The following is a 25,901-nucleotide window of genomic DNA, read 5'->3' on the forward strand; positions in this document are numbered from 1 at the left end:
GGCGCGGTTCGCAGGCGGTTGCGGATTTTTTGCGCGTTTTTCTACGAGCCGGGGTGGCACGCGGGAATCGACGCAAGCTCGGCGGGAATCGCGTCGGGCGCGTAGGTCGGGAACGAAAATTCGAGGAGGCTCACGCAGGGCACTTCGAACTTCGCCTTGCCCTCGCTTCTATCGACAAGAACCGCGACCGCCGCGGGCTTGCCGCCGTTCGCCTTGACGATGTCGATGCATTCCTGAACGCGTCCGCCGCGCGTGATTACATCTTCCACAATCAGGATTTTCTCGCCGTCGCCGATTTTGAAGTTGCGGCGCAGAACGAGGTTGCCGTCCTGCTTTTCCGCGAAGATGAAACGCTTGCCGAGCTGTCTTGCGACTTCCTGACCGAGCACAAGCCCGCCCATCGCGGGGGCGAGAACGGTGTCGCATTCAACGCCCGCGAGTTTCTTTGCGAGCATTGCCACAAGCTCCGACACTCTGTCCATGTGCTCGCAAACGCGCGCGCACTGGAAGAAATGTCCGCTGTGGAGGCCGCTGCGGAGGATAAAATGCCCCTCCATGAGCGCGCCGGTGTCCCTGAATATTTCGAGAATTTTTTCGTTGTCGTTCATAGGTTTTATAGTCTGTTCGAAAGTCCAGGAGAGTTCGCCCGCCCGCGAGCAATCGGCGCGGAGAACCGCCATGCCGCCGTCGCAAAATCTTTCGCGGACGTCCCAGAGAAGTTTTTTGTCGGTTTCGGGAATTTTGATTTTTCCGCCCCGAATTTCGGAGTAGTCGAAAAACGCGAAGCCGCCCTCGCCGATGTCTGGCGGGAGCTTTTCGAGACGCTTTTTGCACTCGAAAAGGAACATCAGCCAGTGCGCGCTGCCCTCGTAGCCGCGCTCGCTCGTCATCGAGAACAGGTGGAGGTCGGACGCCTCCAATTCAAGCCCGATTTCCTCGCGCGTTTCGCGGATTGCGCATTCAAACGGCGACTCGCCGTCCGCCATTTCGAGCTTGCCGCCAATCGGACTCCAGCAATCTTTGTTCGGCTCCTTCGCGCGGCGGATAAGCAGGAACTTTCCGTCCGCGTTTCGGACGAAAACAAGCACGCTGATTTTAAACGGAAGCTTCTCCATTTCGAAAATCAGTCGAAGATTACGGTCTTGTTTTTGTAGGCGAGAATGCGCCCCTCGATGTGCCACCTTACGGCGTCGGCGAGAACCGAGCGTTCAAGCTCGCGCCCCTTGCGCATCAAATCCTCCACGCTGTTGCGGTGGTTGACGGGAGCTACCGACTGCGCGATAATAGGGCCTTCGTCCAAATCCTTCGTGGCGTAGTGCGCGGTTGCGCCTATGAGCTTTACGCCGCGGGCGTACGCCTTGTGGTAGGGCTTTGCGCCCGCGAACGCGGGCAGGAAGCTGTGGTGGATATTGATGACGGGGCACCCCACGTTGTCGATGAAATCGCCGCTTAGAATCTGCATGTAGCGAGCCATCACGACAAGCTCCGCGCCGCTCTCGCGGATTATCCGCATTTGCTCGGCCTCGGTTTCGGGCTTTGTCTCTTTTGAAATCGGCGTGTAGTGGAATTTCAGTCCGAACATTTCGCTCATTTCGCGCAAGTCCTCGTGGTTCGAGATTACGCAGGCGATGTCGCAGTGAAGCTCGCCAGAGCGGCAGCGCAAAACGATGTCGCTGAAACAGTGCTCGAATTTCGAGACCATCACCGCAATTTTCGGGCGCACCGACGACTTCTGCACCGACGCCTCCATTTCCAAATCCGACGCGGCGAACTCCCTGAACAGGCGCATTTCCTCGTCTACGTCGCCCGCGGGAATCCACTCGACGCGCTGGAAGAAAATGCCCTCCTGACGATCTCGGTGCTGGTCGGCGTGGAGAATGTTTCCGCCGCGGGCGTAAATCCAGCCCGACACGCGGGCGACTATGCCCGCGCGGTCGTGGCCGTGCAACAATGCAACAATTCTTTCTTCTGACATATCACTAAACTTGCTTGCGCGGCGCGCGGACTTTGCGCGCGCGGCGCGGTTTTGTTAAAACTCGAATTTCGAGCGTCCCATGCGGCGGGCGATTTCCTCTACTACCGCCTTTTCGGCGTCCTCTCCGTGCGCTTCGAAAGTTACGGAGAAACGGACGAACGCGCCTGCGTCGTCCCACGGAACGGTGCTAATGAGGTGCTCGGAAATCATCCACTGCGAGAAGTCCTCGCCGGTCTTGAACTCCGTGCGCGAGCCGTCGGGCTGGATTGCCGACTTGGGCGCGGGCATATAGAGGAAGAATCCCGCCTTGGGCTTGCGCGGCGAGAAGCCGAGGTTTTTGAGAACGCCGACAAGCAAATCCATTCTGCGCGAGTACTTGGCGGCAATCGCGCGGGTTATCGACGGATTTTCAAGACCCTTTGCCGCCGCGAGCTGAATGCCGAGGAACTGTCCCGAGTCCGTATTGTCCTTGACATCGCCGTACGCCTTTACGATTAGCGGATTCCCGCAGACCCAGCCGATGCGCCAGCCCGTCATGTTGTGGCTTTTCGAGAGCGAGTGAAGCTCTACCGCGACGTCCTTTGCGCCCTCTATTTGGAGAATCGACAGCGCGTTGCCGTCGAACGTAAGCGACGCGTACGCGGCGTCGGAAACCACTATTATGTTGTTGCGCTTCGCAAACGCCACAAGCTTTTCGAAAAATTCGCGCGTGGCGCTCGCGCCCGTCGGGTTGTTGGGGTAGTTTACGACAATCGCCTTGGCGCGTTTGAGAACGTCGGCGGGAATCGAATCGAGGTCGGGCAGGAAGCTGTTTTCCGCCGAAAGTTTGAGGTTGTAGACTTCGCCGCCGAGGTATTTTGCATGCGTGCCGAAAACGGGATAGCCTGGGGTCGTCATGATGACGACGTCGCCGGGGTTCACAAAGCAGTTCGGCAGAATGCTGAGGGCGGCTTTCGAGCCTATCGAGTGGAGGATTTCGGTGTCGGGGTCAAGCTCGACGCCGAAGACCGCCTTCATGTATCCCGCGGCGGCAACCTTGAAGTCGCGACCGCCGTTGTCGGCATAGCCCCTGTTTGCGGGGTCTTTCGCGGCGGCGTAGAGGGCTTCGACCACTTCGGGGAAAGCCATTTCGTCGGGCTCGCCCACGCCCATGTCGATGAGCGCGACGTCGGGCTTCGCGGCCTTTGCGGCGCGCTTTGCGCGTTTGATTTTCTCGAACTTGTAGATGGCATTGCTTTTGCCGTAGTTCGCGCCGCCGATTCTTTCGGCGAAGAGGTTTTGAATGTATGAGTCGCTCATTGAATCCGTCTTGTTTTTAATGGGTTGATTTTTTTAAAAAAGTGTCAAGTATGAAAGGAAATAAGAGAGAAGGACTAAAATCAATGAAAATAATAAGCTCTCCCAAAGAAATGAAGGAATTTTCCGCGAACGCGAAAGCCGCAGGCAAAAAAATCGCGCTCGTACCCACCATGGGCGCACTGCACGACGGGCATTTGAGCCTCATCGACAAGGCGAAATCGCTGGCGGACGTAGTGGTCGTGTCGGTTTTCGTCAACCCCACGCAGTTCGGCCCGAACGAAGACTACGACAAATACCCGCGCCAGCTCGAAGCCGACGTCGCAAAATGCGAGGAGCACGCGGCCGACGTCGTCTTCGCGCCCTCCCCCTCCGACATATACGCGCCCGACGCCTCCACCTTCGTCTCGGAAGAGCAGATAAGCCAAAACCTCTGCGGCAAAAGCCGCCCCAAACACTTCCGCGGCGTGACGACTGTTGTAAGCATTCTCTTCAATATAGTAAAGCCCGACTTCGGCGTTTTCGGCGAAAAGGACGCCCAGCAGGTCTCCATCATCGAAAGAATGGTGCGCGACCTCTTCATGGACGTCGAAATCGTCCGCGCCCCGATTGTCCGCGAACAGAGCGGGCTCGCCCTCAGCTCGCGCAACAAATACATGACGCAGGCGGAGCGCGACGGCGCAACGCGAATCAGGAAATCGCTGCTGGCGGGCAAGGCTCTCGTCGACGAGGGCTGCACGAACATCGACAGAGTCAAGGCTCTCGTCATAAACACGCTGGCCGACCCAAAAACGCGCATAATCTATGTGGAAATTGTGGACGCCAAAACGTCGCTGCCCGTTTCGGAGCTTGCGAAAGGCAAGTGCAGAATCTCGCTCGCGGTCTGGTATGGGCAGACGCGCCTCATAGACAACATCGTTGTTTAGCGCGAAATACAACAACAACACTTTACACACCAGCAAAACAAATATGAAATTCGACGTAGTAGTAGTCGGAAGCGGAATCGCGGGGCTTAGCTTCGCGCTGAAAACCGCAAAATTAGGGCACAAGGTCGCCATCGTCACCAAAAAGGAACGCTCGGACACCAATACAAACCACGCGCAGGGGGGAATCGCAAGCGTCACAAGCTGCGCCGACAATTTCGAATCGCACGTCAAAGACACGCTGATTGCAGGCGACGGACTCTGCCACGAAGACGCCGTGCGCGAAATCGTGAAATCCGGCCCCCAGCAAATCAAGGATTTGATTGAGGAAGGCGTGCAATTTACAAGCCTTCAAGACGGCTCGCCGTCGCTCGGGCGCGAGGGCGGACACTCGCAAAGACGTATCCTGCACGTCAAAGACTACACGGGACGCGCAATCGAAGAGGCTCTGCTCAAATGCGTCGCCGAAAACAAAAACATCGAGGTTTTCGAGCACCACTTCGCGATAGACCTCATCACAAAGGCGAAAACAAACTCGCTCCTCCCCGACCAGCAAAACGAAATAATCGGGCTGTACGTCTACGACACGAAAAACAGCGTCGTAAAAACTTTCAAAACGCGCGTCGTGATGCTCGCCACGGGCGGCACGGGCTGCGTCTACCTCTACACAACAAACCCGACAATCGCCACGGGCGACGGCATCGCAATGGCGTATAGGGCGGGCGCGGAGGTCGCAAACCTCGAATTCATTCAGTTCCACCCCACCGCGCTCTACTCGCAGACGGGCGAACGCTTCCTGATTTCGGAGGCGGTGCGCGGCGAAGGCGCAATTCTGCGCAACGCAAAAGGCGAGGCGTTCATGTCGAAATACGACCCGCGCAAAGACCTCGCCCCGCGCGACATCGTGGCGAGGGCAATCGATAGCGAAATGAAAAGGCTCGGCTCGCCCCACGTCTGGCTCGACATCACGCACAAATCCTCCGACGACCTCAAAACGCGCTTCCCGCAAATCTACGAGCACTGCCTCAAATGCGGAATCGACATTTCGAAAGACTACATGCCTGTCGTCCCCGCGGCGCACTACATGTGCGGGGGCGTGCGCACGAAGCTCGACGCGTCTACGACAATCAGGGGGCTGTACGCTTGCGGCGAAGTCGCCTGCACGGGGCTTCACGGGGCGAACAGACTTGCGAGCAACTCGCTGCTCGAAGCCGTGGTGCTTGCCAACAACGCGTCGGTCGCGGTCGATAAATACCTCGAAAACGCAAAGGATACCGACGTCGACGTTCCGCTCTGGAAAGACGGCGACGTGCGCAACCCAGACGAGCGCGTGGTTCTGCAACACAACATGGGCGAACTGCAACGCACCATGTGGGACTACGTCGGAATAGTCCGCACAACAAAACGCCTCGAACGCGCCCTCAACAGGATTGAAAACCTGCACAGGGAAATCGACGAATACTACTGGAATTTCAAAATCGAGCCGACGCTCATCGAGCTTCGCAACGAAGTTCAGGTCGCGATTCTGATTATCCGCTCCGCGCTCGCGCGCCACGAAAGCCGCGGGCTGCACTACACGCTCGACTACCCCGAAAAGCTCCCCACCACGCGCGACACAATCCTTAAAAGAGAGTCTTTCTAATGCCAGACATCGAAAAATTCATAGTGTCGGTGCCCGACTTCCCGCATAAGGGAATCGAGTTTTTCGACATCACGCCGCTCATGGCAAACCCCGAAGCGTACCGCTATACAATAGAAAAAATGGCGGAACTCGTGGCGCAGACAAACCCGACGAAAATCATGGCGGCGGAATCGCGCGGCTTCTTCTTCGGGCCGGCAATCGCGCTGAAACTGGGGCTGCCGTTCGTGCCGATTCGCAAAAAGGGAAAACTTCCGAGGGAGACAATCGACGTGGAGTACGACCTCGAATACGGCAAGGACACGCTCTGCGTGCACCGCGACGACATCGGGAAGTCGGACAGACTCGTGGTGCTCGACGACATTCTCGCAACGGGCGGCACGGCGGAGGCGATGTGCAAAATGGCGGAACGCGTCGGCGCGGAAATCGCCTGCTGCGCGTTCTTCATGGAGCTCGGCTTCCTCAACGGGCGCGAAAAACTTAAAAACCGCAAGGTTGTTTCGATGTTTGTAAAGTGAGGCTTTTCGGAAAAATCGCGGCGGCGCTCGCCGCCCTCGCGCTGGCGTCCTGCGGGACTCCGAGCGCAAACTTCTACCCGCTGGGAACGGGCGCGGCGCAAAACCTCGCGCCAATCCCCGCCGATAAAGTCCAGCTCTTCATCACAAAACGCCCCGATTTCAAATACGCGGAACTCGGCATGATAACCTACGAAACGCCATCGTCGTTTTCGGACGAGCCGCGCGTCTACCAAATCATGCGCGTAAAGGCGGGGGAAATCGGCGCGGACGGGCTGATAATAATGGATTCGCAGTCGTCGTCGGAAAGCTTTCCGCGGATTGCGCTCGACTACTACGGCAACCCCATGCTCACCGACACAACACACTCGTACATAAAATACCGCGGCATGGCAATCAGGCGCGAATGACATGAAATGCCTGCTTCCGATAGTGCTGCTTGTCCTCTCGAACGTGTTTATGATGTTCGCTTGGTACGGACACCTGAAATTCAAGAGCGCGCCGCTGTGGTTGGCGGTCGTGGCAAGCTGGGGGATAGCGTTTTTCGAGTACTGCCTGCAAGTGCCCGCAAACAGAATCGGACACAACTATTGGGACGCCGCGCACCTGAAAACGTTGCAGGAAGTGATAACACTGGGAGTGTTCGTAGTGTTCTCTCTGCTGTATCTGAAAGAGGAGTTCAAGTGGAACTACGCGGTTGGATTCGCATTGATGATAGCGGCAGTGTTTTTCGTGTTCAAGAAATGGTAGCGTTGGCGGGAATAAAAAACCGAAAAAAACACTTGCCATAGGCAAAAAAAGCTATTGCATAAGTCGGATAAAAATTTCGCCAGCTTAGCTCAGTTGGTAGAGCAGTTGATTTGTAATCATCAGGTCGTCAGTTCAAGCCTGACAGCTGGCTTACTTAAAAATAAGGGACTTCCGCAAGAAGTCCTTTATTTTTTTACACTTACAGATGCGCGAAGTTGTACCGATTGCCCGCATGATATACCCTTAAAAAACACATTTGGGGCAAAAAAAGCTATATTTTTGCCTACCTGCCGCCTACCATTTGCGGGCGTATAGTAAACAAAATATCAATAGGTAAAAGCGGGCTGCATAAATGCCCGAGTCTCTATATCAAGGTTTATTAAACCGCGTTTTGCGCTATTTATCATCTTTATCCTTTTTTTACTCGCTTTATCTCCGCGACGTATTGAGTTATTGCGTCGCGGATTATATCCGACAAAGCCACACCGTATTTTTGCGCCAAAACACGAGCGTCCGCCACAAGCTTCTTTTCGAGTGCAGCAGATATTCGTTCTTTTTTTGGCGATAATTTGTTGGGCATTGTCAATCATTTTTTGATTGTCGGCAAAAAAAGCAGGTTTATTAAACCTTGTCAACACTTTTTTTAAAAAATAAAAAAACTTTTGACGCCGCCGAAAAAAATCGGGAAAATAAAAAATATGAAATATTGTTTTTTAGACTTCGAAACTGCAAACAGCGAGCGCGAATCCATTTGCGCCGTGGGTATATCAGTGCGCGAAAACGGCGCTGAGATTGACTCGTTTTACTCACTTGTAAAACCGACGCCGTTTAGGCTCGACCAACGCAACCAATCCGTGCACGGTATTGAGTATACCGACCTCGTGGACGCACCCGAATTTTGGAAAGTTTATGCGCTCTTTGAACACCACCTAAACGGCATTGTGCTTACCCATAATGCCGCATTTGATTTGAGCTGCCTGTCTGCCGCACTAGACGCAAACCACATAATATATCCTGATTTTTTGTATATAGATACATTAAAAATTGCCCATAAAAAATACGAGCACGCCAAACTCTCCGACCTTGCGGAAATCTACGGCGTGCCTTATAAATACGCGCATAACGCACTTGCCGACGCCCGAATGCTCGGCGAAATCTACGAACGCATGCGCCTTGATTTTTGCCCCGAAATTTGCGGGTACGACATGCAACGCTTTAAGCCGAACCCTTTCGATTTTCCGACGTATCCGCAACCGACATCGCAAAAACAAAAGACGAGCAAAGACGCCGCGCCGCAACAAAAGACAGTTGACGACCTGCCGTTTGCAGTCCCCGACAAAATCGAGTTTGCGGAAAAAAAATTTGTCGTGACAGGAGAGTTTGCAACCATTCCGCGAAAACGCGTCGAGGAGATTGTGCTAAAAAACGGCGGAACGTTGCAATCGGCGGCGAACTCAAAGAGTAGTTATATCATTGTTGGCAGCGTGGCGGCGAGCGGCTGGGCAAATGGCAATTACGGGCGAAAAATCGAGCAAGCTTTGAAGCAGCCGAATATCATTTTTGTTTCGGAGTCAGTCCTGAAAAATTTCCGCGAATTTACCTTATAACCCGCCTACCTGCCGCCTACCAAAGCCCGCAAACGTAGGCAGAACAGCAAACCACATTTAATTTGTAATCATCAGGTCGTCAGTTCAAGCTGACAGCTGGCTTACTTTTAACAGAAAGGGTTTCCGTTCGGAAACCCTTTTTTGCGTTCGGATTGCGCGTTTTTGCGTTTGCTGACATTCGTCTGCTACTGCGATTTTACGGGCTCAGGCGTTCGGCAGTTTAGAGAGCCATTCGAAGACGGCGGGGCGGAGGCGGGCGGGCATGGCGGGCGCGGTGTGGCTGAGGAATTCAAGTTTTTCTACCACTTTCCCAGCGATTTCCGTTGCCGCCTTGCGGTAGTCGCGGTCGCATGACGCGTAGATTTTTGCCGCGTCCAAAACAAGCGTCTCTGTGCGCGGATAGTATGATGTCATCAAGTTCCACGGGTTTTCGCCGCTGTCGCCGCCCGTGCGGAAGTCCGTCCGCAACAGAACTGACGGAATGTCGGCGAATTTCGCGAACATGAATTCCACGACCGTTCCGCTGTCAAGCTCGCAACCGTCGTAATTGAACAAAGCCAAGTCGCACGAGAGCAGTGCGGAGATGTCTGCGTCGCGGATTTCCTTCGGCGAGCTGCCGCGGTGTTCGATATTTTGCGGCAGAAGGCACTCGAACTTTCCACACGAAACACGCCCTATTTCGTCGGCGAGCATAGCGTTTCCCGCCAAGTCTTTATGCGTGAAAAGCGAGCCTGCAAAGTACACTTTCATCTCAGTTTGTCTCCGATTTCTTCATTGCCTGAATTGTCCGCACCCTCGGCAGGAAGTATGCCACGATTCCCAGAAGCGGGAAGAACGAGCAGAGTTTGTAGACGAACTGAATGTCCGTGGCGTCCGCTATTTTCCCGAGCACCGCCGACGACACCCCCGCGATTCCGAACGCGAACCCGAAGAAAATTCCCGACACAAGCCCGACTTTCATCGGCAAAAGCTCCTGCGCGTACACGAGAATCGCCGAGAACGCCGACGACATTATAAGCCCTATTATCACGCTCAGCGCAACCGTCCATTCGAAGTTTGCGTACGGCATTGCCAGCGCGAACGGAGCGGAGCCTAAAATAGACCACCAAATCACGAGCCTCCGCCCGTATTTGTCGCCGACGGGCCCGCCGACGAGCGTCCCCAATGCCGTCGAGAGCAGAAACACAAAAAGCATGACCTGCGATGTCTCGATGCTCACTCCGAATTTCGACATCAGATAAAACGTGTAGTAGTTCGAAAAGCTGACCGTGTAGAAGTTTTTGGAGAACACCAAAAACATGAGAATCGCCATGACGAACCAGACCGTTCTGCGCGGAAGCGCGCCCGATTCCGATGCGTTCGAGACCGGCAGCGAAGTCTCGCGCGCGGCGATTCTGCGCGAGTACCAGCGGCAGGCGGGAACGAGGGAGACCATCGCCAAGACGGCGAGAACCGCGAATTTTGCCACGCACGTCTGCTCGCGCACGAACAGCGCGGCGAGGAGCGGCCCGAGCGCGAAGCCCGTAGAGCCGCCGACCTGAAAAATCGACTGCGCCAAGCCGCGCTTTCCGCCCGACGCAAGCGACGTTATCCGCGACGCCTCCGGGTGCATTATCGACGACCCTATCCCCGACACGAACACCGCGCCCATGACCGAATATAGCCCGCCCGAAAACGCAATCAGAATCAGCCCGCACATCGTGCAGCAAAGACCGACGGGGAGAAACCAGCCCGCGGGTTTTTTGTCGAAAACGTAGCCGAAAAGAGGCTGCATAATCGACGACGAAATTTGGTATGTGAGCGCAATCAGCCCGATTTCGCCGTAGGTCAAATTCAGGTTGGATTTCAGCAGCGGGTATATCGCAGAAATGATGGACTGCATTGCGTCGTTAAGCCCGTGCGCCGCCGCGAGCGCAACGAGTATGCCGAACATGAAGCCCTTTTTATCCGTCTTAGCCATTCTCGAATAATCCGCCGCCGCCCGTAAAAATCAAGCCAATATTGGCGACCCTCCGCGCCCGCGGAAAAGCGCAAAGCCCGCCGCCGCGCAAATCGCGCCGAGCGTGTCGGCAAGCATGTCCTTTTGGGCGTCCCAAATGTCGCCCTGCGAACCGAGGAAAGCCGCGCCGACATCTCCGCCGTCGATTTCCGCGTACGCCCATTCCACAAGCTCCCACAAATTCGCCAGCGCCATAATCGCAAGCACCGAAAACACCGCCGCCGATTTCGCCGAATTTACAATCCCCTTTCCGAGCAAATACTCCGCGACGGCGAGCGCGTTAAGCCCGACAGCGAAATGCGCAAGGCGGTCGAAATGGTTTCGCTCCGCGCCGACAAGCCCGGTAAAAAATCCGAACGGCACAAGCTCGAACGAATAGTGCGCGCCTACAATCTGCAAAGCTTCCCAGAAGCAGAAGACGGCATACGCGGCGGTCGAAAATTCGAAGCGGCGCGACAGCCACGCAAACGCGGCAAACGGCACAAGCGCAGTCGCGCTTTCCACATACCACACGCCCCTGCTGTGCGGGTTCGCCGCCGACCACACAAAAAGCGCAAGAAGAGTCAGCGTTAAAAAAACGCAAATTTTGTTTTTTAGAATCACCGTATTCACGGCATGAATTGAACACGAAAACGCGCCCGTTTGCGAGCGTTTTTTCGCGGCGCGGCGGAACGCGGGAAAGCCGCGGGAATGCGGAGGAAGCGGGCAGTCCGCGGCGTCCGTTGCGCCGCCGCGCTACGCAAGCCCGCGCAGTTTTTCCTCCAACTCCGACACGGGAAGCGCGCCCGCGCGGGGGGAGATTCTGAACGCGTCGTTCGCGCGGTTGCGCTCGGTATTGACGCGGGCGAACTCGATGTCGTAGCCGCAAGAGTCTATCGCCCGCGCGATTTTATAGAGCAGCCCCACCCTGTCGCGCGCGCGGATTTCGAGCGACAACCTGCCGAACTCGCGCTTGACGAAAACGTCGGCAACGGCGGAATCGCCCGCGCGGGGGTCGGCGCGGAACATGGCGTCTATGCGCCTGTCGAAGGAGTCGCCGCCCGAAAGCGCGCCGCACACGGCCGACTCGAACCGCGCCTTCATTTTCGGGTTCGCCGCGACGCCGTCGGCGATTCCGCGCACGTAGAACGCGTCGAGGGTTATGCCGTCGTCGCGCGTAAAAATCTTCGAGCCTAAAATGTCCATGCCCGTGATTGTCATGACGCCCGCGAGAATCGCGAACAGCCCGCTGCGGTAGGTCGAGACCACATACAGCCTGCTTATCGAGTCGTTGGGTTCGTCGCGCCACTCGATTACGGGAGTGTCGGAGTTCCCGCCTTCTATTTTCGCGCGGAGCTTGCGTATCATAGCCGCGTGCATAAGCAGGTCGGTTCGTCCGTGGAAGAGGAAATAGTTGCGCGGAAGCATTTCGAGCTGTTCGAAGATGATTGCCTCCAAGCCTCGCGAGCGCGGGTCAGCAAGCGACTCCTCCAACGCCCGCGCCTTGCGCCGTTCGAGCGCGGAGGTCGACTGGCGGCGGCGGAAAAATTCGATAGTGCCCGCATAGAGCGCGGAGTGCAGGCTCTGCTTGTACGAGTTCCAGAAGCCGTCGGCTGTGCCCATGGCGTCGCAAAAAGTGAGCACATAAAGATATTTCAGCAGCTCCTCGTTCTTCACGATTGCCGCAAATTTCGCAATCGACGCCTCGTCCTCCACGTCGTTCGACTGCCAGAACCGCGCCATCTGCAAATGGTTGCGGACAACAAAAAGTATGTTTTCAATGTCCGAGTCGGGCACGCCCAAACGCCGTAAAATACGCTCGCCTATCTCCGCGCCTATCTCCGCGTGCCCGCGTATTCCGTCGCCTTTGCCGATGTCGTGCAGGAAGAGCATCAGATACAGAAGTATCGGCGATGGCGAGCTTACGAGAACTTTGTGGTACTCCCAATACACGCCGTCGGACTCCCTCGCGCGGAAGATTTTGTCGAGCTGCGCGATAGTGTTTAGAATGTGCACGTCTATCGTAAAGCGGTGGTAGAACTCGTGCTGAACCATGCAGGTGATGTCCTTGAATTCGGGGACGAACGCCCCCAAGACGCCCCAATAGTGCATGAGTTCGAGCGTCGGGAACACCGCGCCGCGACGCTGGAAAATTGAGAGGAACGCCGCGTTTGTGGCGGGGTCGGAGCGCACGGAGGCGTCGAGCAGCCCGCGCGAGTCTTTCATCAAAACTTCGAGCCTGTCGGACGGCACCGCGCCGTACTCCTGAAAAATCGCGAACACCCGCACGAGCCGCGACGGGTCGCGCCGAAATACCGACGGCGACTGCGCGTCGGCAACCCCCCTGTAAATGGAAAATCCGTCAACCGAAAACTTCCTGTTGCGCGGCATGCGCGTGCCCATGTGGCGCATGTTTTCCTCGACGTCCCCCGGGAGGACAAGCCCCATGCGCTTGCGGGCGGTCTTCGAAACGGAGTCTATCGCGCGGAACGAATTGTAGACGTCGCGCATGAACGCCTCGACGCGCTCGAACTCGCCACCCATTGTGTAGCCGAGCCGCGCGGCGATTTTCGGCTGCGTTTCGAGGTCGAGCAAATCGTTCTCCCTGTCGAAATAGTAGTGCATGTCGTTGCGCACGCGCAGTAGGAAATCGTAGGCGCGTCTGACGGCGCGGTACTCGCGCGGCGAGATTATCGCGCGGCGGGCAAGCTCGCGCAGGTCGGACGAGCCGAAGTTGAGGCGTGTTTTCCAGACCATGGTCTGGGCGTCGCGCAGTCCGCCGATTCCGTTTTTGAGGTTCGGCTCTTGGAGGTACGGAGTCCAGCCGCACTTTTCGTGGCGGTCGCGTTTGAGGCGCATAAGCCCGTCGAAGTGCTCGTTTTTCCGCGCCGAGCAGAGCGACTCGAACTTCGCCGCAAACTTCGAATACAGCGCGATTGAGCCGCACACAAGCCGCGCGTCGAGCATCGAATTGCGCAGAATGATGTCCGCCTTTGCGTCTTCGAGAGCCTCGCGGTAGGTGCGCGACGAGTGCCCGAGCTTCAAGCCCGCGTCCCAAAGCGGATACGCCACCGAATCCACGACGGCGGTTTTGAAGGCTTCGGTAGCGGAGGTGTCGTAGAGAAAAAGAATGTCGATGTCGCTCCGCGGGCAAAGCTCGGAACGCCCGTATCCGCCGAGGGCGACAATGCAGAAATCGCGGCACGCGCCGCGCATGCGCCCGACAAACGCCGAATGCAAACGCTCCAAAATTCCGTCAACGGCGATTGCGTTCGCCGCGCACACGGTCTTTCCGCCAGCCCCCGCCTCGTGGCGCGCGCGGATTGCCGAGCGCGTCTTGGCAAGGCAGTCCGCCAGAGCTTCGCGGACGGGGCGTCCGTCGGCGAAAGATTCCGCGCAGATTCCGCGGACGTCGGCGAACAGTTTTTCCGATTTCAACATGCCGAAACTGTAATTTAGGCGAATCGCCGACTTCAACAAAATAAAAAAGAAAGTTTGTCTTTCGGAAATGAGCGTTCATAATCGGCGTCGATTTTAATAAACAATATGGAAGACGACATCATTTCAAAACCCGAAAAACAATCGCAACTCACGCCCGCAATCGCGCTGTTGGGGCTTGGATTGGGAATAGTAGCGCTCGCGCTCGGCATAATCTCGATGGTGAAAGTCGGCGACACCGCCGCCGACATGAACGACAAAATCGAAAAGGCGGCCGCGCTCTCGCTCGAAACCAAGAAAATAAGCGACAGAATAGACTCGCTCGCGCTCCAAATCGAAACGATTAAGGAGGACGAAAAAACGAAGTCGAACAACCTCGTTTCGCAAATCGCCGCCGAGCTTAGAAAACTTTCCACCGCGATTGAAAACACGCGCTCCATCGCAGTAGAAAACCGCAGCGCGATTGAGGAGGTCGCAAAACGCGCCGCCGCACCGCGCAGACAGCAGGCAGAGCAAAAACCGCAGGCGGCAGCCGAAGCAACCGCGCAGCAGGCGGAACAGCCAGCGCAATCCGCGACGGCAAGCAGCGCGCCCGACGGAAAAAAATACAAAATCCAAAGCGGCGACACGTTCGCAAAGCTCGCAAAAAAATTCGGCGTTTCGGTCGACGCAATAATTTCGGCGAATCCCGACGCAAACCCGTCGAGGCTGAAAGTCGGACAGGAAATCACGCTTCCCTAACATTTCGGCGCGTTCCTTCGGGAGCGCGTTTTTTATAGGGCAAAATAAATTCGGCGGACTTATGGACGTAAAAAAATGGAAATTCGAGGGCGAAAAAACCGTCGCCGACTGCAAAGTTTTCAAGGTGAAGGCGCAGACCTTCGCCCACCCCGACGGACGCCGCGCCGTCTTCTTCATAAACGAATCGCAGGACTGGGTTCAGGTCGCCCCGCTCGTCCGCGACGGAGGAAGAATCCTCACAGTGCTCGTAAAGCAGTTCAGGTTCGGGACGCGCAGAATGTCGTGGGAATTTTCGGGGGGAATTGTGGAGGTCGGCGAAGCCCCCGCCGACGCCGCCGCGCGAGAGCTCGCAGAGGAAACGGGCTACACGGGCGACGCCGCAAAAATCCTCGCATCATACTCGCCGAACCCCGCAATACAAAACAACCTTGCGCACTTTGCGGTAATCGAAAACTGCAAAAAAACCTCCGCCCTGAATTGGGACGAAAACGAGGAAATCGAAACGAGGCTCGTTCCCGTGGACGAGCTTGACGCCATGGTCGAGCGCGGCGAAATCTACCACGCAATCGCGATAGACTCCATCTATTTTCTGCAAAAATACCTAAACAAAACGGCGAAATAACCGATTCTATCAAAATGCCGCTCCACGAAGACAGCCCCGAATTAAGCGATTTCAGGCAGATGCCCTACACACCCACGCTCTCGAAAAAGCGCGGCACGCGGGGCGTGCCCGAAGCGTCGGCGAGCCTTGCGGAGCGGTTTTTGGCAAAGTTCAAAATCAGGGTCGAAAACGCCGTAAAAATTGTGGAGGAACACTGGGACGAATGCGTGCCCAAACGCTTTGCGGGGAAATCCGCGCCGCAAAACGTACGGCTCGGCGTGCTGTACGCAAGCGTGTGCAACCCGTCGGTGCGGCAGGAAATGATGTTCTGCGAGCGCGAAATTTTGCAAAAAGTAAGGCGGCTCGACGGCTGCAAAAAAATCAAAAAAATCAGGTTCGTATGAGAATTGCACTTGCACAGACAGACACCGCTCAGGGCGACTTCGAAAAAAATCTCGAAAAAATTTCGGACTTCGCAAAGACGGCAAAAGACGGCGGCGCGCAGATTGCCGTATTCCCCGAAATGTGCGTCTGCGGCTTCGACTACAAAAAGAATCTCGACTACCTGCAAACTTTCGGAAACGCCGCCGAACAGCGGCTGCGCGAAATAGCAAAAAGCCGCGACATCGCAATCTGCGGCTCGCTTCCGCACCTCGAAGCGGGCGATCCGCGCCCCTCGAACCGCATGCTTTTCGTCGGCGCAGACGGCAACGACATCGCCCGCTACGACAAAATCCACCTCTTCGGCGTCTTCCGCGAGAACAAGTACGTCAAGGCGGGCGGCGAAATCGTCGTCGCCGATTCGCCGTTCGGGAAAATCGGGCTTGCCGTCTGCTATGACATTCGCTTCCCCGACATCTTTGTGAGAATGGCGAAGCTCGGCGCAAAAATGATAATCCTTTCGGCGGCGTTCCCCCACCCGCGCTCGGAGCATTGGCGGATTTTGTCGCGGGCGCGGGCGATTGAAAACCAGTGCTTTTTCATCGCGGTGAACAGGGGCGGAACGGAAAATTTCGGCGAAAGGCAAATCAAATATTTCGGAATGTCGGCGGCAATAGACCCATGGGGCGGCGTCATAGCCGAATGCCCGCAGGACGCCGAAAGCCTCGCCTTTGCCGACATAAACCCCGACGAAGTCGACAATATCCGCGCCCAGATTCCGTCCTTTGCCGACAGGCGCGACGACATCTACTAAATCTGCATTCGCAAAAGAACAGCCGCTTTGACGGGCGGCACAATCCGCGCGTTATTGCAAATCTGCGCGCCGAAAAAGCCCGCATGCCACGGCGTTCACTGCGCCGACCGCTTCGCATCTCCCGCGCTTAAAGCCCCGCGAAACGCATTGCGCGGCGCAAAATCCGCCCGCGCGGCAAAGCTTAACTACTTTTGCGCAGACTCCGCCGAATTGTTTTGCGGGCAGGATTGCGGGGGCATTGAGTACTCGCAACCGCAGTATGTCTGGTTGTAGAAGCCGTATTCGCGCAGAAGCTGGGCGCGGCGTTCGCTAAGCCCTCCCTTGCGCCAGTTGCGAAGCCAAAAACGGACATCGGGAAATGCCGATTCCGCAAAAGCCCCCGCCTCGGCGACCTGTTCCGCGCTCTTCCAGCGCGACGACGTGAGGGTTGTGCTGAAAACCGAAAAGCCGTTTGCGCTTGCGTACTCCGCAGTTTTGAGCAGGCGCAGTTTGAAGCATTCAAGGCAACGCGCCCCGCGTTCGGGTTCGGCGGCGAGCGGCGAGCATTGCGCCGACCACTCCGAATGCGTCCAGTCGGCGTCGATAAACGGCGCGCCCATTGAAAGCGCAAGTTTTTTGTTTTCGCTCTTGCGGAGTTCGTACTCTTGGAGCGGAAAAATATTCGGGTTGAAATAGAAAACGGCGAAGTCCGCCCCCATTCTTAAAAGCTCCTCCATGACAGCCGCCGAGCACGGCGCGCAGCACGAGTGCAAAAGAATTTTGCCTCCCGCAGGAGGCAAAAAATCGGGGTTAATCCGTCCTTTCATCGGCTACATTTTGCTCAGCAATTCCTGCAATTTGAGCTGGAATGGATACATGTCGCTCTGCGGCGGCGTCTTGCCCGCTTCGGGGATAAGACCGAGCTGCCCCATGCGGTCTATGCGCCACTCCGCCTTTGTGCCGTCCGAGAAAACGACGTCGCCCGAAACTATGCAATCGGGACGCTGAATCGGGCTTACCGAAACCTGAATGTTCGCGGCCTGCGCGGGGTTTTCAGGTTGCGCGGGGCTGCCGTAGCCGCCCTCTTCCGCCGCGGGTTCAGTGTCGTCGGCGTCGGCGTAGTCGGGTTCTCCGTAGCCCGAATTGTCGTCGTAGCTTTCGGCTGGGTCGGGCTGCATGCCGCCCGCGGATTCCTGAGGAATTTCGGAGGGCGCGTCGGCTTCGGAGGGCTGCTCTTTCGAGACGATTTCCGCGCCGAGGTCGTCAATAAGGAATCTTACGTCCATGTATGTCATGGAGATTCCGAATTCCGATTTCAGGCGGCTTTGCACGTCGGCGACGCTCGCGCCGTCGGCAACCCAGGATTTCACACAAGCGGATTGATTTTTATCCAAATTCATTGTTTTACATCATCGGTTCGGCGATAAACTGCACGCGCTTTGTCACAGTGTTTCCGTACTGCGACACGAGGCGTTTGTAGTTTTCGACGCCGAGAGTTCCGTTTTTCATCATGCCGCGCATTTCGAGCGCGCCGACGTCCGAAATGAACGTCATGGAAAAGTCCGCAAACGCGAGGAATCCGTCCTCGACCAAGCTCGATTCGACGGGGTATTTGCCGCCGCCCGATCCTATGCCGTAGGCGTTTGCCGCGAGGATTTTCGGGCCGATTGTAACGGGCGTGCCCGGCGGAATGTACGCAATTTTATATTCGGGCTCGTTTATGCCCTTGTTCGGGTTTTTGTAGAACACGCCCAAGGTGAGGCGGAAGTCGACAATATTCATCACGAGCAGGTTTTCGGGAGCGAGCGTCCACGAGCGCAAGTCCTGACCGGGCTGTTCAAGCCCCTGTTCGTCGATAATCGTGCACGATTTCTGCCACAGGTTGCCCGACAGCGCGTATTTGTAGCTTTCGGAATTGGGGTCTTTTGTGTATCCCTGAACGGTGTCGCCCATGGCTTCGAGAACGGTCGAGCGGGGGTCGATTACCGCGCGGTAAAGCCCGAAGAACGCGTTGTACTGCGTCAAGTTCGCCGACGAGTCCGACGACGACTTCATGAACGGGCTTTTAATTGCAAGCTGGTACTTGATTGCGCAGACGCTTCCGGGAATCGGGACTGCCTGTTTCGAGCGGGTGTCGTCGCCCTGATTTGCCGTCGAGATTTGGTCGCGCGTGTAGCGCGGGCGCAGAACCGTGGACGAGAAGAACATGATTTCCGGCGGTTTGAGCGGCGTGGCATCGAGGTAGTTCGAGCCGCTGAGAACGCCGACGTTGTCGGGGTAGTCAACCTGAAACCACGCTCTGCCGTCGCGCTTTATCATGACGCTTTCGAAGTCGTCCTGCAAAATGTTGCCGACAACAGTTGCGTCGAACTTGTTTTTGAGTTCGCCGCTCGCCCTGTTCCAAGTGTTGAGAATGTTTGTCGTTACGCTCAGAACCGCAAGCACGATTATCGTCATTATGGCGCTTGCCGCCATAATTTCCACGAGTGTAAAAGCTTTTTTTACAGATTTCATTGCTATCTCATTTTCATGATTAGACCCTGAAAGACGCGGCGCTCCTCGTTGACCCTGTCGTCGCCCGACCCTTTTGTGATGTCCTGACGCGGCTCGGCGAAGACTTCAATCGTCAGCGGCAGGTAGGAAAGCGCGTAGTTCGAGGCGTCGCCGCCGAGCGAGCCGCCGCCGTATTCGGTGTTGTCGCCGATGCGCACGCGTTCGCCTTTAAGACCGTTCTGGTAGAGCGAAATGTTCGCCCTGTAAACGTCGCCCTCCGAGTTTTCGAGCGCGTCGCTCGACGGAGGCATTGACGGCACCGCACCCTCGTTTTCCGACGACATCGTAAAGAGGCTCGAATTGTCGGGATCGTCGGGGTTTTGGTATTCGTCCCAAAAATAGACAACATAGGGCTGCGAGGGGTTCGCGACCCAGCGGAAAACTTCGTCGAAGCGTTTCGTGCGCAGAATGGTTTCCATCAGCGCAACGCAGTTCGCCGATTTTTGCTGGTGGCGGATTTGCGTGATGTTTGCGGTAATCGCGCCCAAAAGACCTATCATCGAAGTAATCGAAACCGCGATTACCCCAACCGCAAGCATGACTTCGACGAGCGTAAACGCCTTTTTTTGTGAATTCTGTTTTCGCATAAGAAAAAATTATTTGATTGTTTCCTCCATCTCGTCGTGTCCCGAAAACGGAATCGTGTGTCCGAGAAGCCTGATTACGAAGCCAAGCTCCGAATCGGGGTTGTCGATAACGTACATTCCGTTGGCGTCGAGCCTGCCCATGGCAATCATGACGTATGCGCCCGGGTTGAGGGAGAGACCGTCGGAGGAGAATTTGTACGAGTACCAGTCGCCGCTGCCTTCGGTGAGCGCTTCGGGCTGGCGGCTCGGAAATTCGGTGATGTTTACAATCTCGAACGCGCCCGTGTAGCCGTTGTTGAAGGTGCTTTTGTAGACCTCGCTTTTGTCGATGTCCTTGCCGAGCTTCACGAATTTGTCGAAGTCGTTTTCGGGCGGGACAAAGAACACGTTTTGCGGCATGATGAAGCCGTCGTTGAGCGCGACCCAGCCAAGCTCCATGTCGTTGCGCCCCTTCGAGCGGTAGATTACGCCCACCTGCCTGAGTTTGCGGGTTATGTCCGGCCCCTTGTAGATGATTACGCGGCAGTCGGTCTGCTTCTGCATCGCCGTTACCCGCGCTTCGTAGAAAGCCGTTATCAACGACTGCTGCGCCGAATACGCCGACTGCGAGGAGTCTTTCATATTCAGCATGGAAATACCCATCGACAACACCGAAATAATCGCGATGACCACGAGCATTTCGATGAGGGTAAAGCCTTTTCTTTGCGAACGCATATTGGATAATGAAAAATGTTATTGCCAAGTAAAGACGTTTTCGGAGCTGAAATCCGCCGTCGCGCTGAACGAGTCCTTTTTGAGCGTAAAGATTATCGCCTTTGCGCGGATACCCGCCGTGGGGTTCGGCACTATTTCCTTGATTTCCTGAACGGTGAAGCCGTCGGTGATTGCGGGGAAGCCAGCCTTGATGAAGCCGTCGTTGTCGCCGTCAACGCAGACGTAGATGTTGGGGTTGCCGAAGCTGTCTATAATAACCCATTTGCCCTCGCGCTTGATGATGTTCGAAGTCGCGATGTCCAAAAAGTTGCGCGATTTGCGGTTGTACTCGCGGCGGTCGCTCTGCGTGAGTCTGCCGCCTTCGGGGGTTTTGCCCGTGAGCGCCTTTATCATGCCCTCGGAGAAGTTTTCCTGCGCGAGGTTCGTTCTGTCGCGCGAGGTGAGGAACGCGGGGTAGTATCCGTACTCCGTCTGGTAGCGTTCGAGCGCGCTTACCATGTTCGAGAAAAGCGTTTTGGAGGTCGTCGCCAACGCCCTCTTCTGCGCCCCCGAAATCATCGGGGTCAGCATGCCCACGAGCACGCCGATAATCGCGATGACAATCATCAGTTCCACGAGTGTAAAAGCTTTTTTGCCTAGTTTCATATTGTTTCCTTTTTTTGTAAATGGGGTGTGGGGTTGTAAAATATTAGTCGTCGCGCCCGTAGACGATGTTGTCGAGGTTTTCCTCGGGCATTCTGTACGTTTCGTCGTCGGGCATGATTCCCGTTGTGTACATGTTGCCGACCTCCTTGATTTTCTGGTCCGCGCCCTTCGAAATCAAAAGAAACCCCGGCGAACGCCAGCTTGTGTTGCCTTCGTTTGTTACATATGCGGTTGTGTCGAAGAAATAGAGATAGGGTTCGTTCCACGGGTCGCCGAAATAGACGCCGTTTTTTTCGGGATCTACGTCCTGCAAGAGCGGGTCCACAGGGTCGCAAATGCGGAGTTTTGAGGCGTCCACAAAGGGCTTGCGGTTTGTGCCGACTTCCGACATCACTACCTGCCCGTCGTCGAGGCGCAGAATCATTTTTCCGACAAGGCATTTGTAGAGATTGCCAGCGGCTTTCTTTTCGTCGCCGTTTGCGTTGAGGCGGGGAAAGCCGCCGTATTTTCCGGCAAAGGCTTCGAGGCTTGCGGCGATTATCGCCATGTCGGTCTTTGCGCGGGCGCGACCCTGCGACGCGCTTACCGTGCCCAACATTTGGGTGGTAATGCCCATTAAAAGCGCGATTATGCCTATTACTATGAGAATTTCGACGAGCGTGAACGCCTTGCGGGCGCGCCGCGTCGAGGTGGGGGTAAAGTCGTAGATATTCATGTATGGGAACACGGTAGTCGGGCAAACCGACGTTGTCAAATTTATACTTAAACCGAAAACGATTTTTTACACATGTCGTAGATTTCCTCTTTGAGGCGGGGTATGCCCTCCTCGGACAGGCACGAAATCGGGATTACGTCGAGCTTGGGGTATTTGCGCAAAAACGCTTTCAGATTCTTGGGGGCGTCGGGTTCGTCCATTTTGTTGGCGGCGACGATTATCGGTTTTTTCGCCAAGTCGGGCGAGTACAATTCAAGCTCGCTCAAAAGGTTTTTATAGTCGTCTGCGGGCTTGCGGCCGTCGGCGCCCGCCATGTCGATTAGCAGAACAAGCACCTTGCAACGCTCGATGTGTCTGAGGAATTTGTGCCCCAAGCCCTTGTTTTCGCTCGCGCCGACGACAAGCCCCGGAATGTCGGCGAGCTTCAAGACCTCGTATTTTTCGGGGTAGTCGAGCGTGCCGATGTTGACGTGCAGCGTCGTGAACGGATACGCGCCGATTTTCGGGCGCGCGGGAGTAAGCAGCGACACAAGCGACGATTTCCCCGCGTTCGGGAAGCCCACCATGCCCGCGTCGGCGATGGTTTTCAGCACGAGGTTGAACTCGCCCGATTCGCCCTCCGTGCCGTATGTGAACTGGCGCGGCGCGCGGTTTACCGAGCTTTTGAAGTGGACATTGCCCAAGCCGCCCCTGCCGCCGCGAAGCAGCAGCACGCGCTCGCCGTGGCGCAAAACTTCGGCGACAAACGCGCCCGTTTCGGCGCTGTAAATTATAGTGCCGGGGGGGACGCGCAGTTCGGCGTCTCTTCCCGACGCTCCCGTTTTCAGACGCCCCATACCCTTGCCGCCGTTTTCTGCGGAGAGGTTCGGAGTGTACTGGTAGCGTTCCAAGTCTCCGATGTTTTCGTCGCCGACAGCCCAGACGTCGCCGCCCTTGCCGCCGTCGCCGCCGTCGGGACCTCCGCGGGGAATGAATTTTTCACGGCGGAAGCCCGCGCAGCCCTTGCCGCCGTCCCCCGCTCTCAGCGATACCGTTGCTTCATCGACAAACATTTTTTCCCTTCCTGTCAGCTTGGGGTTCGAACGAGCCGAAGCCTATTTTTTCAGGGCTTCGCGCCACGCCGATATTTGCGACTCTATCTGGCGCGCCCCCGGCATGCCGATTTTCTCGCGCATGGCAAACGCGCGTTTGAGGTCGAAAACATCGCGCCACGATTTGTCCGCCTTGTCGCAGATTGCAAAAACGTCGGCGTCGTCGAGCTTGTCTATCGGCGTTTTTTTGCGCTCCGAAAGCGCGACGATTTCGCCCACGCAGTGGTGCGCCTTTCTGAACGGAACGCCGCGCATGACGAAATAGTCGGCGAGGTCGGTCGCAAGCAGAAGCGGGTCGGAGACGGCGAGGTCGCACTTGTCTTTGCGGAACTTGATTTTCTTTGCGCATTCGGTCAGAACGTCGAGGCAAATGGAGGTTTGGGCGAAGGAGTCGAAAATCGGGGGTTTGTCCTCCTGTAAGTCGCGGTTGTATGTGAGCGGAAGCCCCTTGACGAGCGCGAAAAGCGCGGACAAATTGCCGATGAGCCGCGCGGATTTTCCGCGCATAAGCTCGAACGCGTCGGGGTTTTTCTTCTGCGGCATGAGCGACGAACCCGTCGTGAACGTGTCGGGCAGCGAAACGAACGCGAACTCCGACGTATTCCAAATTATGACGTCTTCCGAAACCCTCGAAAGGTGCACGCCGAGCGTCGCGCACGCGAACGCGAATTCGAGGAAAAGGTCGCGGTCGGCGACGGCGTCCATGCTGTTGCCCGTAAGGACGGGATCTCCCGTTTCGGGGTCGGTAAAGCCGAGAAGCTCGGCGGTTTCAAGCCTGTCGATGGGAAGCGTCGTTCCCGCAATCGCCCCGCTGCCGAGCGGGCACACGTTGGCGGCGTCGAATGCGAACTTAAAACGCTCGACGTCGCGGGCGAACATTTCGACCCACGCCAGTATGTGGTGCGCCGCGCTCACGGGCTGGGCGCGCTGCAAATGCGTGTAGCCGGGAATGAAAACCGCCCTGTTTGCGTCGGCAAAATCGACAAGCACGCGCAGAAGCTTTTCGAGCTTTGCGACAATCTCAGCGCAGGCGTATTTGAAAAAGAGGCGCATGTCGGTGGCAACCTGGTCGTTGCGGCTGCGGGCTGTGTGGAGCTTTGCGGCGGCGGGAACTTCCTTTGTGAGCGCCTGCTCGATGTTCATGTGGACGTCTTCGAGCGACGCACTCCACTGGAAGTCTCCCTTTTCGATTCTCTTTAAAATTTTCGCAAGCCCGCCCACAATCTGCCTGCACTCCGACTTCGATATGATTCCCGTTTTTGCGAGCATTTTCGCGTGCGCCGTCGAGCCCTGAATATCGAAACGCGCAAGGAGTTTGTCGAACGATACGGACTCGCTGAAACGCAACATCAAATCGCTGGGGGCTTCCGAAAACCTGCCGCCCCAGCTTGCCTGAGATTCTTTTCCGTCTTTTTTCATACTGCAAAAAACTACAACACAAGTTCCCCCTCTTTACAACAAAAAAGCTGAACAGCCGCTTGCCCGCGCCCGTATTTTAAATTTGACACCCGCGCGCGTTTTCCGTTTTTTAATTAAACCTATGAACAAACGGGATTTTCTCACAGGCGCGGGAATAATGACCGCGGCAACTCTTGCAAACGCAATTCCGGCATCCGAGGCAAAAGCGCCGGGCGCGCTCAACGTGCGCGACTTCGGCGCAAAGGGAGACGGAAAAACCTCGGATACCGCCGCGATTCAGGCGGCTCTCGACGCCGCGGGCAAAACCGAGGGCACGGTGTATTTTCCGAGCGGCGTGTACTTGTGCTCCGACCTTAAAGTGCGCCCGTACACAACCCTGCTTTCCGAACCGCAATGGATTTATTCGGGCGAAAAACGCGGCGCGGTGCTGCAACTCGACTCCGAAAACGCAAGCTGCTTGCTCGACATTACGAGAGCATACGCCGCGCGCATACGCGGGCTGACGCTTTGCGGCATACGCAATGCGGAAAAGCGCATACACGGAATCTACCTCAACAACGAAAAATTCAGCCCGAAAGAGGACACGGTCGTAATAGACGACGTTAAGGTGCAAAAATTTTCGGGGCACGGAATTTTCCTGCAGCGCGTGTGGCTGTTTATAATCCGCCACAGCATATTTTACTCCAACGCGGGTTGCGGAGCAATGCTGATAGGCTGGGACGGATTCGTTGCGGACAACCAGTTTTCGGGAAACGCCTCGCACGGTTTCGCCTGCGCGGGAGTCGGAAGCACGGTGATGTTCACAGCCAACCGCGTTGAATGGAACAGGCAATACGGGCTATACATACCCAAGGGGAACACATGGAATATCACGGGCAATTCGTTCGACAGAAACTTCGGCGCGGGCTTGAAGCTCGAAAACGTAGATTCCATCACGGTTACGGGAAACGTGTTCCGCCGCTGCGGCAAGGACAGCGGACAACTTGCGGAGGGCGAAACTTCGGCGCAGGTGATTTTCGACGGCTCGAAGGGAATCTGCGTAAGCGGCAACGCGTTCAAGGCGGGACGCGACGATGGAGGGAAAGGCAAATACACGCCGCAGGTAGGGTTTATATTGAAGAATCTTTCGCATTCGGTAATATCGAACAATACCCTCTACCGCGGATACATGAACGAAATGAAACTCGATCTCGGCGGGCACGGCAGGGATTTTATATTTTCGAACAACGTAGGCTGCCCCTTCGGGGAGTAAAAAAAGCGGCGCGCGGAGCCGCGAAAGACGCGGACGCATTTTCCGCGCTTTTCGGAGTTTGCCCTGCTTCGTTTGCTTGACATTTTTTTTATATATGTAAAAATGTACCAAATAAACTCCACCGTTTTGCGGCTTGAAAATCTCGCAACCGCGCTCTGTCGGACGCATTCGGAGGGGCATATTACCGCCGGACGGAAACGCCGGCGGAATCGGGGACAGTCCGCTCCCGCAGACACCGACCGCCGTGCGGCATTCCACTCCGGAACGCGCAGCGCGGCGCAAGAGTCG

At 56.2% G+C, this 25,901-nt stretch carries 27 protein-coding genes and 1 tRNA gene; 12 read left to right on the forward strand and 16 right to left on the reverse strand.

Annotated elements, in window-relative coordinates; translation table 11 throughout:
• Nucleotides 1-41: 41 nt before the first annotated feature.
• Genes pyrE through P3B99_002165 form a run of 3 tightly spaced genes read right to left on the reverse strand, consistent with a single transcriptional unit; the run spans nt 42 to nt 3,274 of the window.
• Nucleotides 42-1,115, reverse strand: a complete 1,074-nt coding sequence (pyrE, locus tag P3B99_002155) for an orotate phosphoribosyltransferase (protein WYJ07930.1) — start codon at nt 1,113-1,115, stop codon at nt 42-44.
• Between the two features lie 8 nt (nt 1,116-1,123).
• Nucleotides 1,124-1,975 carry a formyltetrahydrofolate deformylase gene (purU, locus tag P3B99_002160; protein ID WYJ07931.1) on the reverse strand — a complete coding sequence of 284 codons (852 nt, stop codon included), beginning with the start codon at nt 1,973-1,975 and terminating at the stop codon, nt 1,124-1,126.
• Between the two features lie 54 nt (nt 1,976-2,029).
• Complete coding sequence (locus tag P3B99_002165; protein WYJ07932.1) at nt 2,030-3,274, reverse strand: LL-diaminopimelate aminotransferase; 1,245 nt, start codon at nt 3,272-3,274, stop codon at nt 2,030-2,032.
• An 83-nt stretch (nt 3,275-3,357) separates the two neighbouring features.
• On the opposite strand from P3B99_002165, the gene panC reads away from it, so the two are divergent.
• The 7 genes from panC to P3B99_002200 all read left to right on the forward strand — a co-directional run bounded on the left by panC (nt 3,358) and on the right by P3B99_002200 (nt 8,705).
• Complete coding sequence (gene panC, locus P3B99_002170; protein ID WYJ07933.1) at nt 3,358-4,197, forward strand: pantoate--beta-alanine ligase; 840 nt, start codon at nt 3,358-3,360, stop codon at nt 4,195-4,197.
• A 43-nt stretch (nt 4,198-4,240) separates the two neighbouring features.
• Nucleotides 4,241-5,836, forward strand: coding sequence for an L-aspartate oxidase (nadB, locus tag P3B99_002175; GenBank protein WYJ07934.1), 1,596 nt, complete (start codon nt 4,241-4,243; stop codon nt 5,834-5,836).
• A complete protein-coding gene (locus tag P3B99_002180) occupies nt 5,836-6,351 on the forward strand; it encodes an adenine phosphoribosyltransferase (protein WYJ07935.1) in 516 nt (171 codons plus the stop codon). Before nadB ends, P3B99_002180 begins: the two co-directional genes overlap by 1 nt.
• Complete coding sequence (locus P3B99_002185; protein ID WYJ07936.1) at nt 6,348-6,758, forward strand: hypothetical protein; 411 nt, start codon at nt 6,348-6,350, stop codon at nt 6,756-6,758. The genes P3B99_002180 and P3B99_002185 overlap by 4 nt, the downstream gene beginning before the upstream one ends.
• A gap of 1 nt (nt 6,759) precedes the next feature.
• Nucleotides 6,760-7,098 carry a DMT family protein gene (locus P3B99_002190; protein ID WYJ07937.1) on the forward strand — a complete coding sequence of 113 codons (339 nt, stop codon included), beginning with the start codon at nt 6,760-6,762 and terminating at the stop codon, nt 7,096-7,098.
• 78 nt (nt 7,099-7,176) lie between these two features.
• Nucleotides 7,177-7,249: transfer RNA gene (locus P3B99_002195), tRNA-Thr, on the forward strand.
• Nucleotides 7,250-7,796: 547 nt separating this feature from the next.
• Entirely contained in the window at nt 7,797-8,705 is a 909-nt protein-coding gene (locus P3B99_002200; protein ID WYJ07938.1) for an exonuclease domain-containing protein, read from the forward strand.
• Nucleotides 8,706-8,909: 204 nt separating this feature from the next.
• Here the strand turns inward: P3B99_002200 and P3B99_002205 are convergent, their stop codons facing one another.
• From P3B99_002205 to glnD, 4 genes are all read right to left on the reverse strand, one after another.
• Nucleotides 8,910-9,455 (reverse strand): nucleoside 2-deoxyribosyltransferase, encoded by a 546-nt coding sequence (locus tag P3B99_002205; GenBank protein WYJ07939.1) that lies wholly within the window; start codon nt 9,453-9,455, stop codon nt 8,910-8,912.
• Between the two features lies 1 nt (nt 9,456).
• Nucleotides 9,457-10,665, reverse strand: coding sequence for an MFS transporter (locus tag P3B99_002210; protein WYJ07940.1), 1,209 nt, complete (start codon nt 10,663-10,665; stop codon nt 9,457-9,459).
• 30 nt (nt 10,666-10,695) lie between these two features.
• Nucleotides 10,696-11,316 (reverse strand): DUF2238 domain-containing protein, encoded by a 621-nt coding sequence (locus tag P3B99_002215; GenBank protein WYJ07941.1) that lies wholly within the window; start codon nt 11,314-11,316, stop codon nt 10,696-10,698.
• Between the two features lie 123 nt (nt 11,317-11,439).
• Nucleotides 11,440-14,124 (reverse strand): [protein-PII] uridylyltransferase, encoded by a 2,685-nt coding sequence (glnD, locus tag P3B99_002220; protein ID WYJ07942.1) that lies wholly within the window; start codon nt 14,122-14,124, stop codon nt 11,440-11,442.
• Nucleotides 14,125-14,229: 105 nt separating this feature from the next.
• Here glnD and P3B99_002225 point away from each other — a divergent pair, with 105 nt between their 5' ends.
• The 4 genes from P3B99_002225 (at nt 14,230) to P3B99_002240 (ending at nt 16,658) form a co-directional block, all read left to right on the forward strand.
• The gene (locus tag P3B99_002225; GenBank protein WYJ07943.1) at nt 14,230-14,862 is read left to right on the forward strand and encodes a LysM domain-containing protein; all 633 of its coding nucleotides are present in this window, start codon (nt 14,230-14,232) and stop codon (nt 14,860-14,862) included.
• A 61-nt stretch (nt 14,863-14,923) separates the two neighbouring features.
• Nucleotides 14,924-15,484, forward strand: coding sequence for an NUDIX hydrolase (locus P3B99_002230; GenBank protein WYJ07944.1), 561 nt, complete (start codon nt 14,924-14,926; stop codon nt 15,482-15,484).
• A 14-nt stretch (nt 15,485-15,498) separates the two neighbouring features.
• Nucleotides 15,499-15,867 carry a DUF721 domain-containing protein gene (locus P3B99_002235; protein ID WYJ07945.1) on the forward strand — a complete coding sequence of 123 codons (369 nt, stop codon included), beginning with the start codon at nt 15,499-15,501 and terminating at the stop codon, nt 15,865-15,867.
• Nucleotides 15,864-16,658: a nitrilase-related carbon-nitrogen hydrolase gene (locus tag P3B99_002240; GenBank protein ID WYJ07946.1), complete on the forward strand. Its 795-nt coding sequence runs from the start codon at nt 15,864-15,866 to the stop codon at nt 16,656-16,658. The genes P3B99_002235 and P3B99_002240 overlap by 4 nt, the downstream gene beginning before the upstream one ends.
• 185 nt (nt 16,659-16,843) lie before the next feature.
• Here P3B99_002240 and P3B99_002245 read toward each other — a convergent pair whose 3' ends face one another.
• The 9 genes from P3B99_002245 to argH are packed head-to-tail and all read right to left on the reverse strand — an operon-like array spanning nt 16,844 to nt 24,361.
• On the reverse strand, nt 16,844-17,464 hold the full coding sequence (locus tag P3B99_002245) for an epoxyqueuosine reductase QueH (GenBank protein WYJ07947.1): 621 nt from the start codon (nt 17,462-17,464) through the stop codon (nt 16,844-16,846).
• Between the two features lie 3 nt (nt 17,465-17,467).
• Entirely contained in the window at nt 17,468-18,037 is a 570-nt protein-coding gene (locus P3B99_002250) for a hypothetical protein (GenBank protein WYJ07948.1), read from the reverse strand.
• 4 nt (nt 18,038-18,041) lie between these two features.
• Nucleotides 18,042-19,151: a prepilin-type N-terminal cleavage/methylation domain-containing protein gene (locus tag P3B99_002255; GenBank protein ID WYJ07949.1), complete on the reverse strand. Its 1,110-nt coding sequence runs from the start codon at nt 19,149-19,151 to the stop codon at nt 18,042-18,044.
• Between the two features lie 2 nt (nt 19,152-19,153).
• Nucleotides 19,154-19,777, reverse strand: a complete 624-nt coding sequence (locus P3B99_002260) for a hypothetical protein (protein ID WYJ07950.1) — start codon at nt 19,775-19,777, stop codon at nt 19,154-19,156.
• A gap of 9 nt (nt 19,778-19,786) precedes the next feature.
• A complete protein-coding gene (locus tag P3B99_002265) occupies nt 19,787-20,491 on the reverse strand; it encodes a prepilin-type N-terminal cleavage/methylation domain-containing protein (GenBank protein WYJ07951.1) in 705 nt (234 codons plus the stop codon).
• A gap of 18 nt (nt 20,492-20,509) precedes the next feature.
• Nucleotides 20,510-21,136, reverse strand: a complete 627-nt coding sequence (locus P3B99_002270; protein ID WYJ07952.1) for a prepilin-type N-terminal cleavage/methylation domain-containing protein — start codon at nt 21,134-21,136, stop codon at nt 20,510-20,512.
• Nucleotides 21,137-21,179: 43 nt separating this feature from the next.
• The gene (locus tag P3B99_002275; protein WYJ07953.1) at nt 21,180-21,851 is read right to left on the reverse strand and encodes a prepilin-type N-terminal cleavage/methylation domain-containing protein; all 672 of its coding nucleotides are present in this window, start codon (nt 21,849-21,851) and stop codon (nt 21,180-21,182) included.
• Nucleotides 21,852-21,898: 47 nt separating this feature from the next.
• Nucleotides 21,899-22,903 (reverse strand): GTPase ObgE, encoded by a 1,005-nt coding sequence (gene obgE / locus P3B99_002280; GenBank protein WYJ07954.1) that lies wholly within the window; start codon nt 22,901-22,903, stop codon nt 21,899-21,901.
• Nucleotides 22,904-22,945: 42 nt separating this feature from the next.
• Nucleotides 22,946-24,361: an argininosuccinate lyase gene (gene argH, locus P3B99_002285; GenBank protein ID WYJ07955.1), complete on the reverse strand. Its 1,416-nt coding sequence runs from the start codon at nt 24,359-24,361 to the stop codon at nt 22,946-22,948.
• Between the two features lie 121 nt (nt 24,362-24,482).
• Between argH and P3B99_002290 the strand changes: the two genes are divergently transcribed.
• Nucleotides 24,483-25,613, forward strand: a complete 1,131-nt coding sequence (locus tag P3B99_002290; GenBank protein ID WYJ07956.1) for a right-handed parallel beta-helix repeat-containing protein — start codon at nt 24,483-24,485, stop codon at nt 25,611-25,613.
• Nucleotides 25,614-25,901 lie beyond the last annotated feature (288 nt).

This window comes from Opitutia bacterium KCR 482, assembly GCA_029269845.2.
Classification (GTDB): domain Bacteria; phylum Verrucomicrobiota; class Verrucomicrobiia; order Opitutales; family Intestinicryptomonadaceae; genus Merdousia.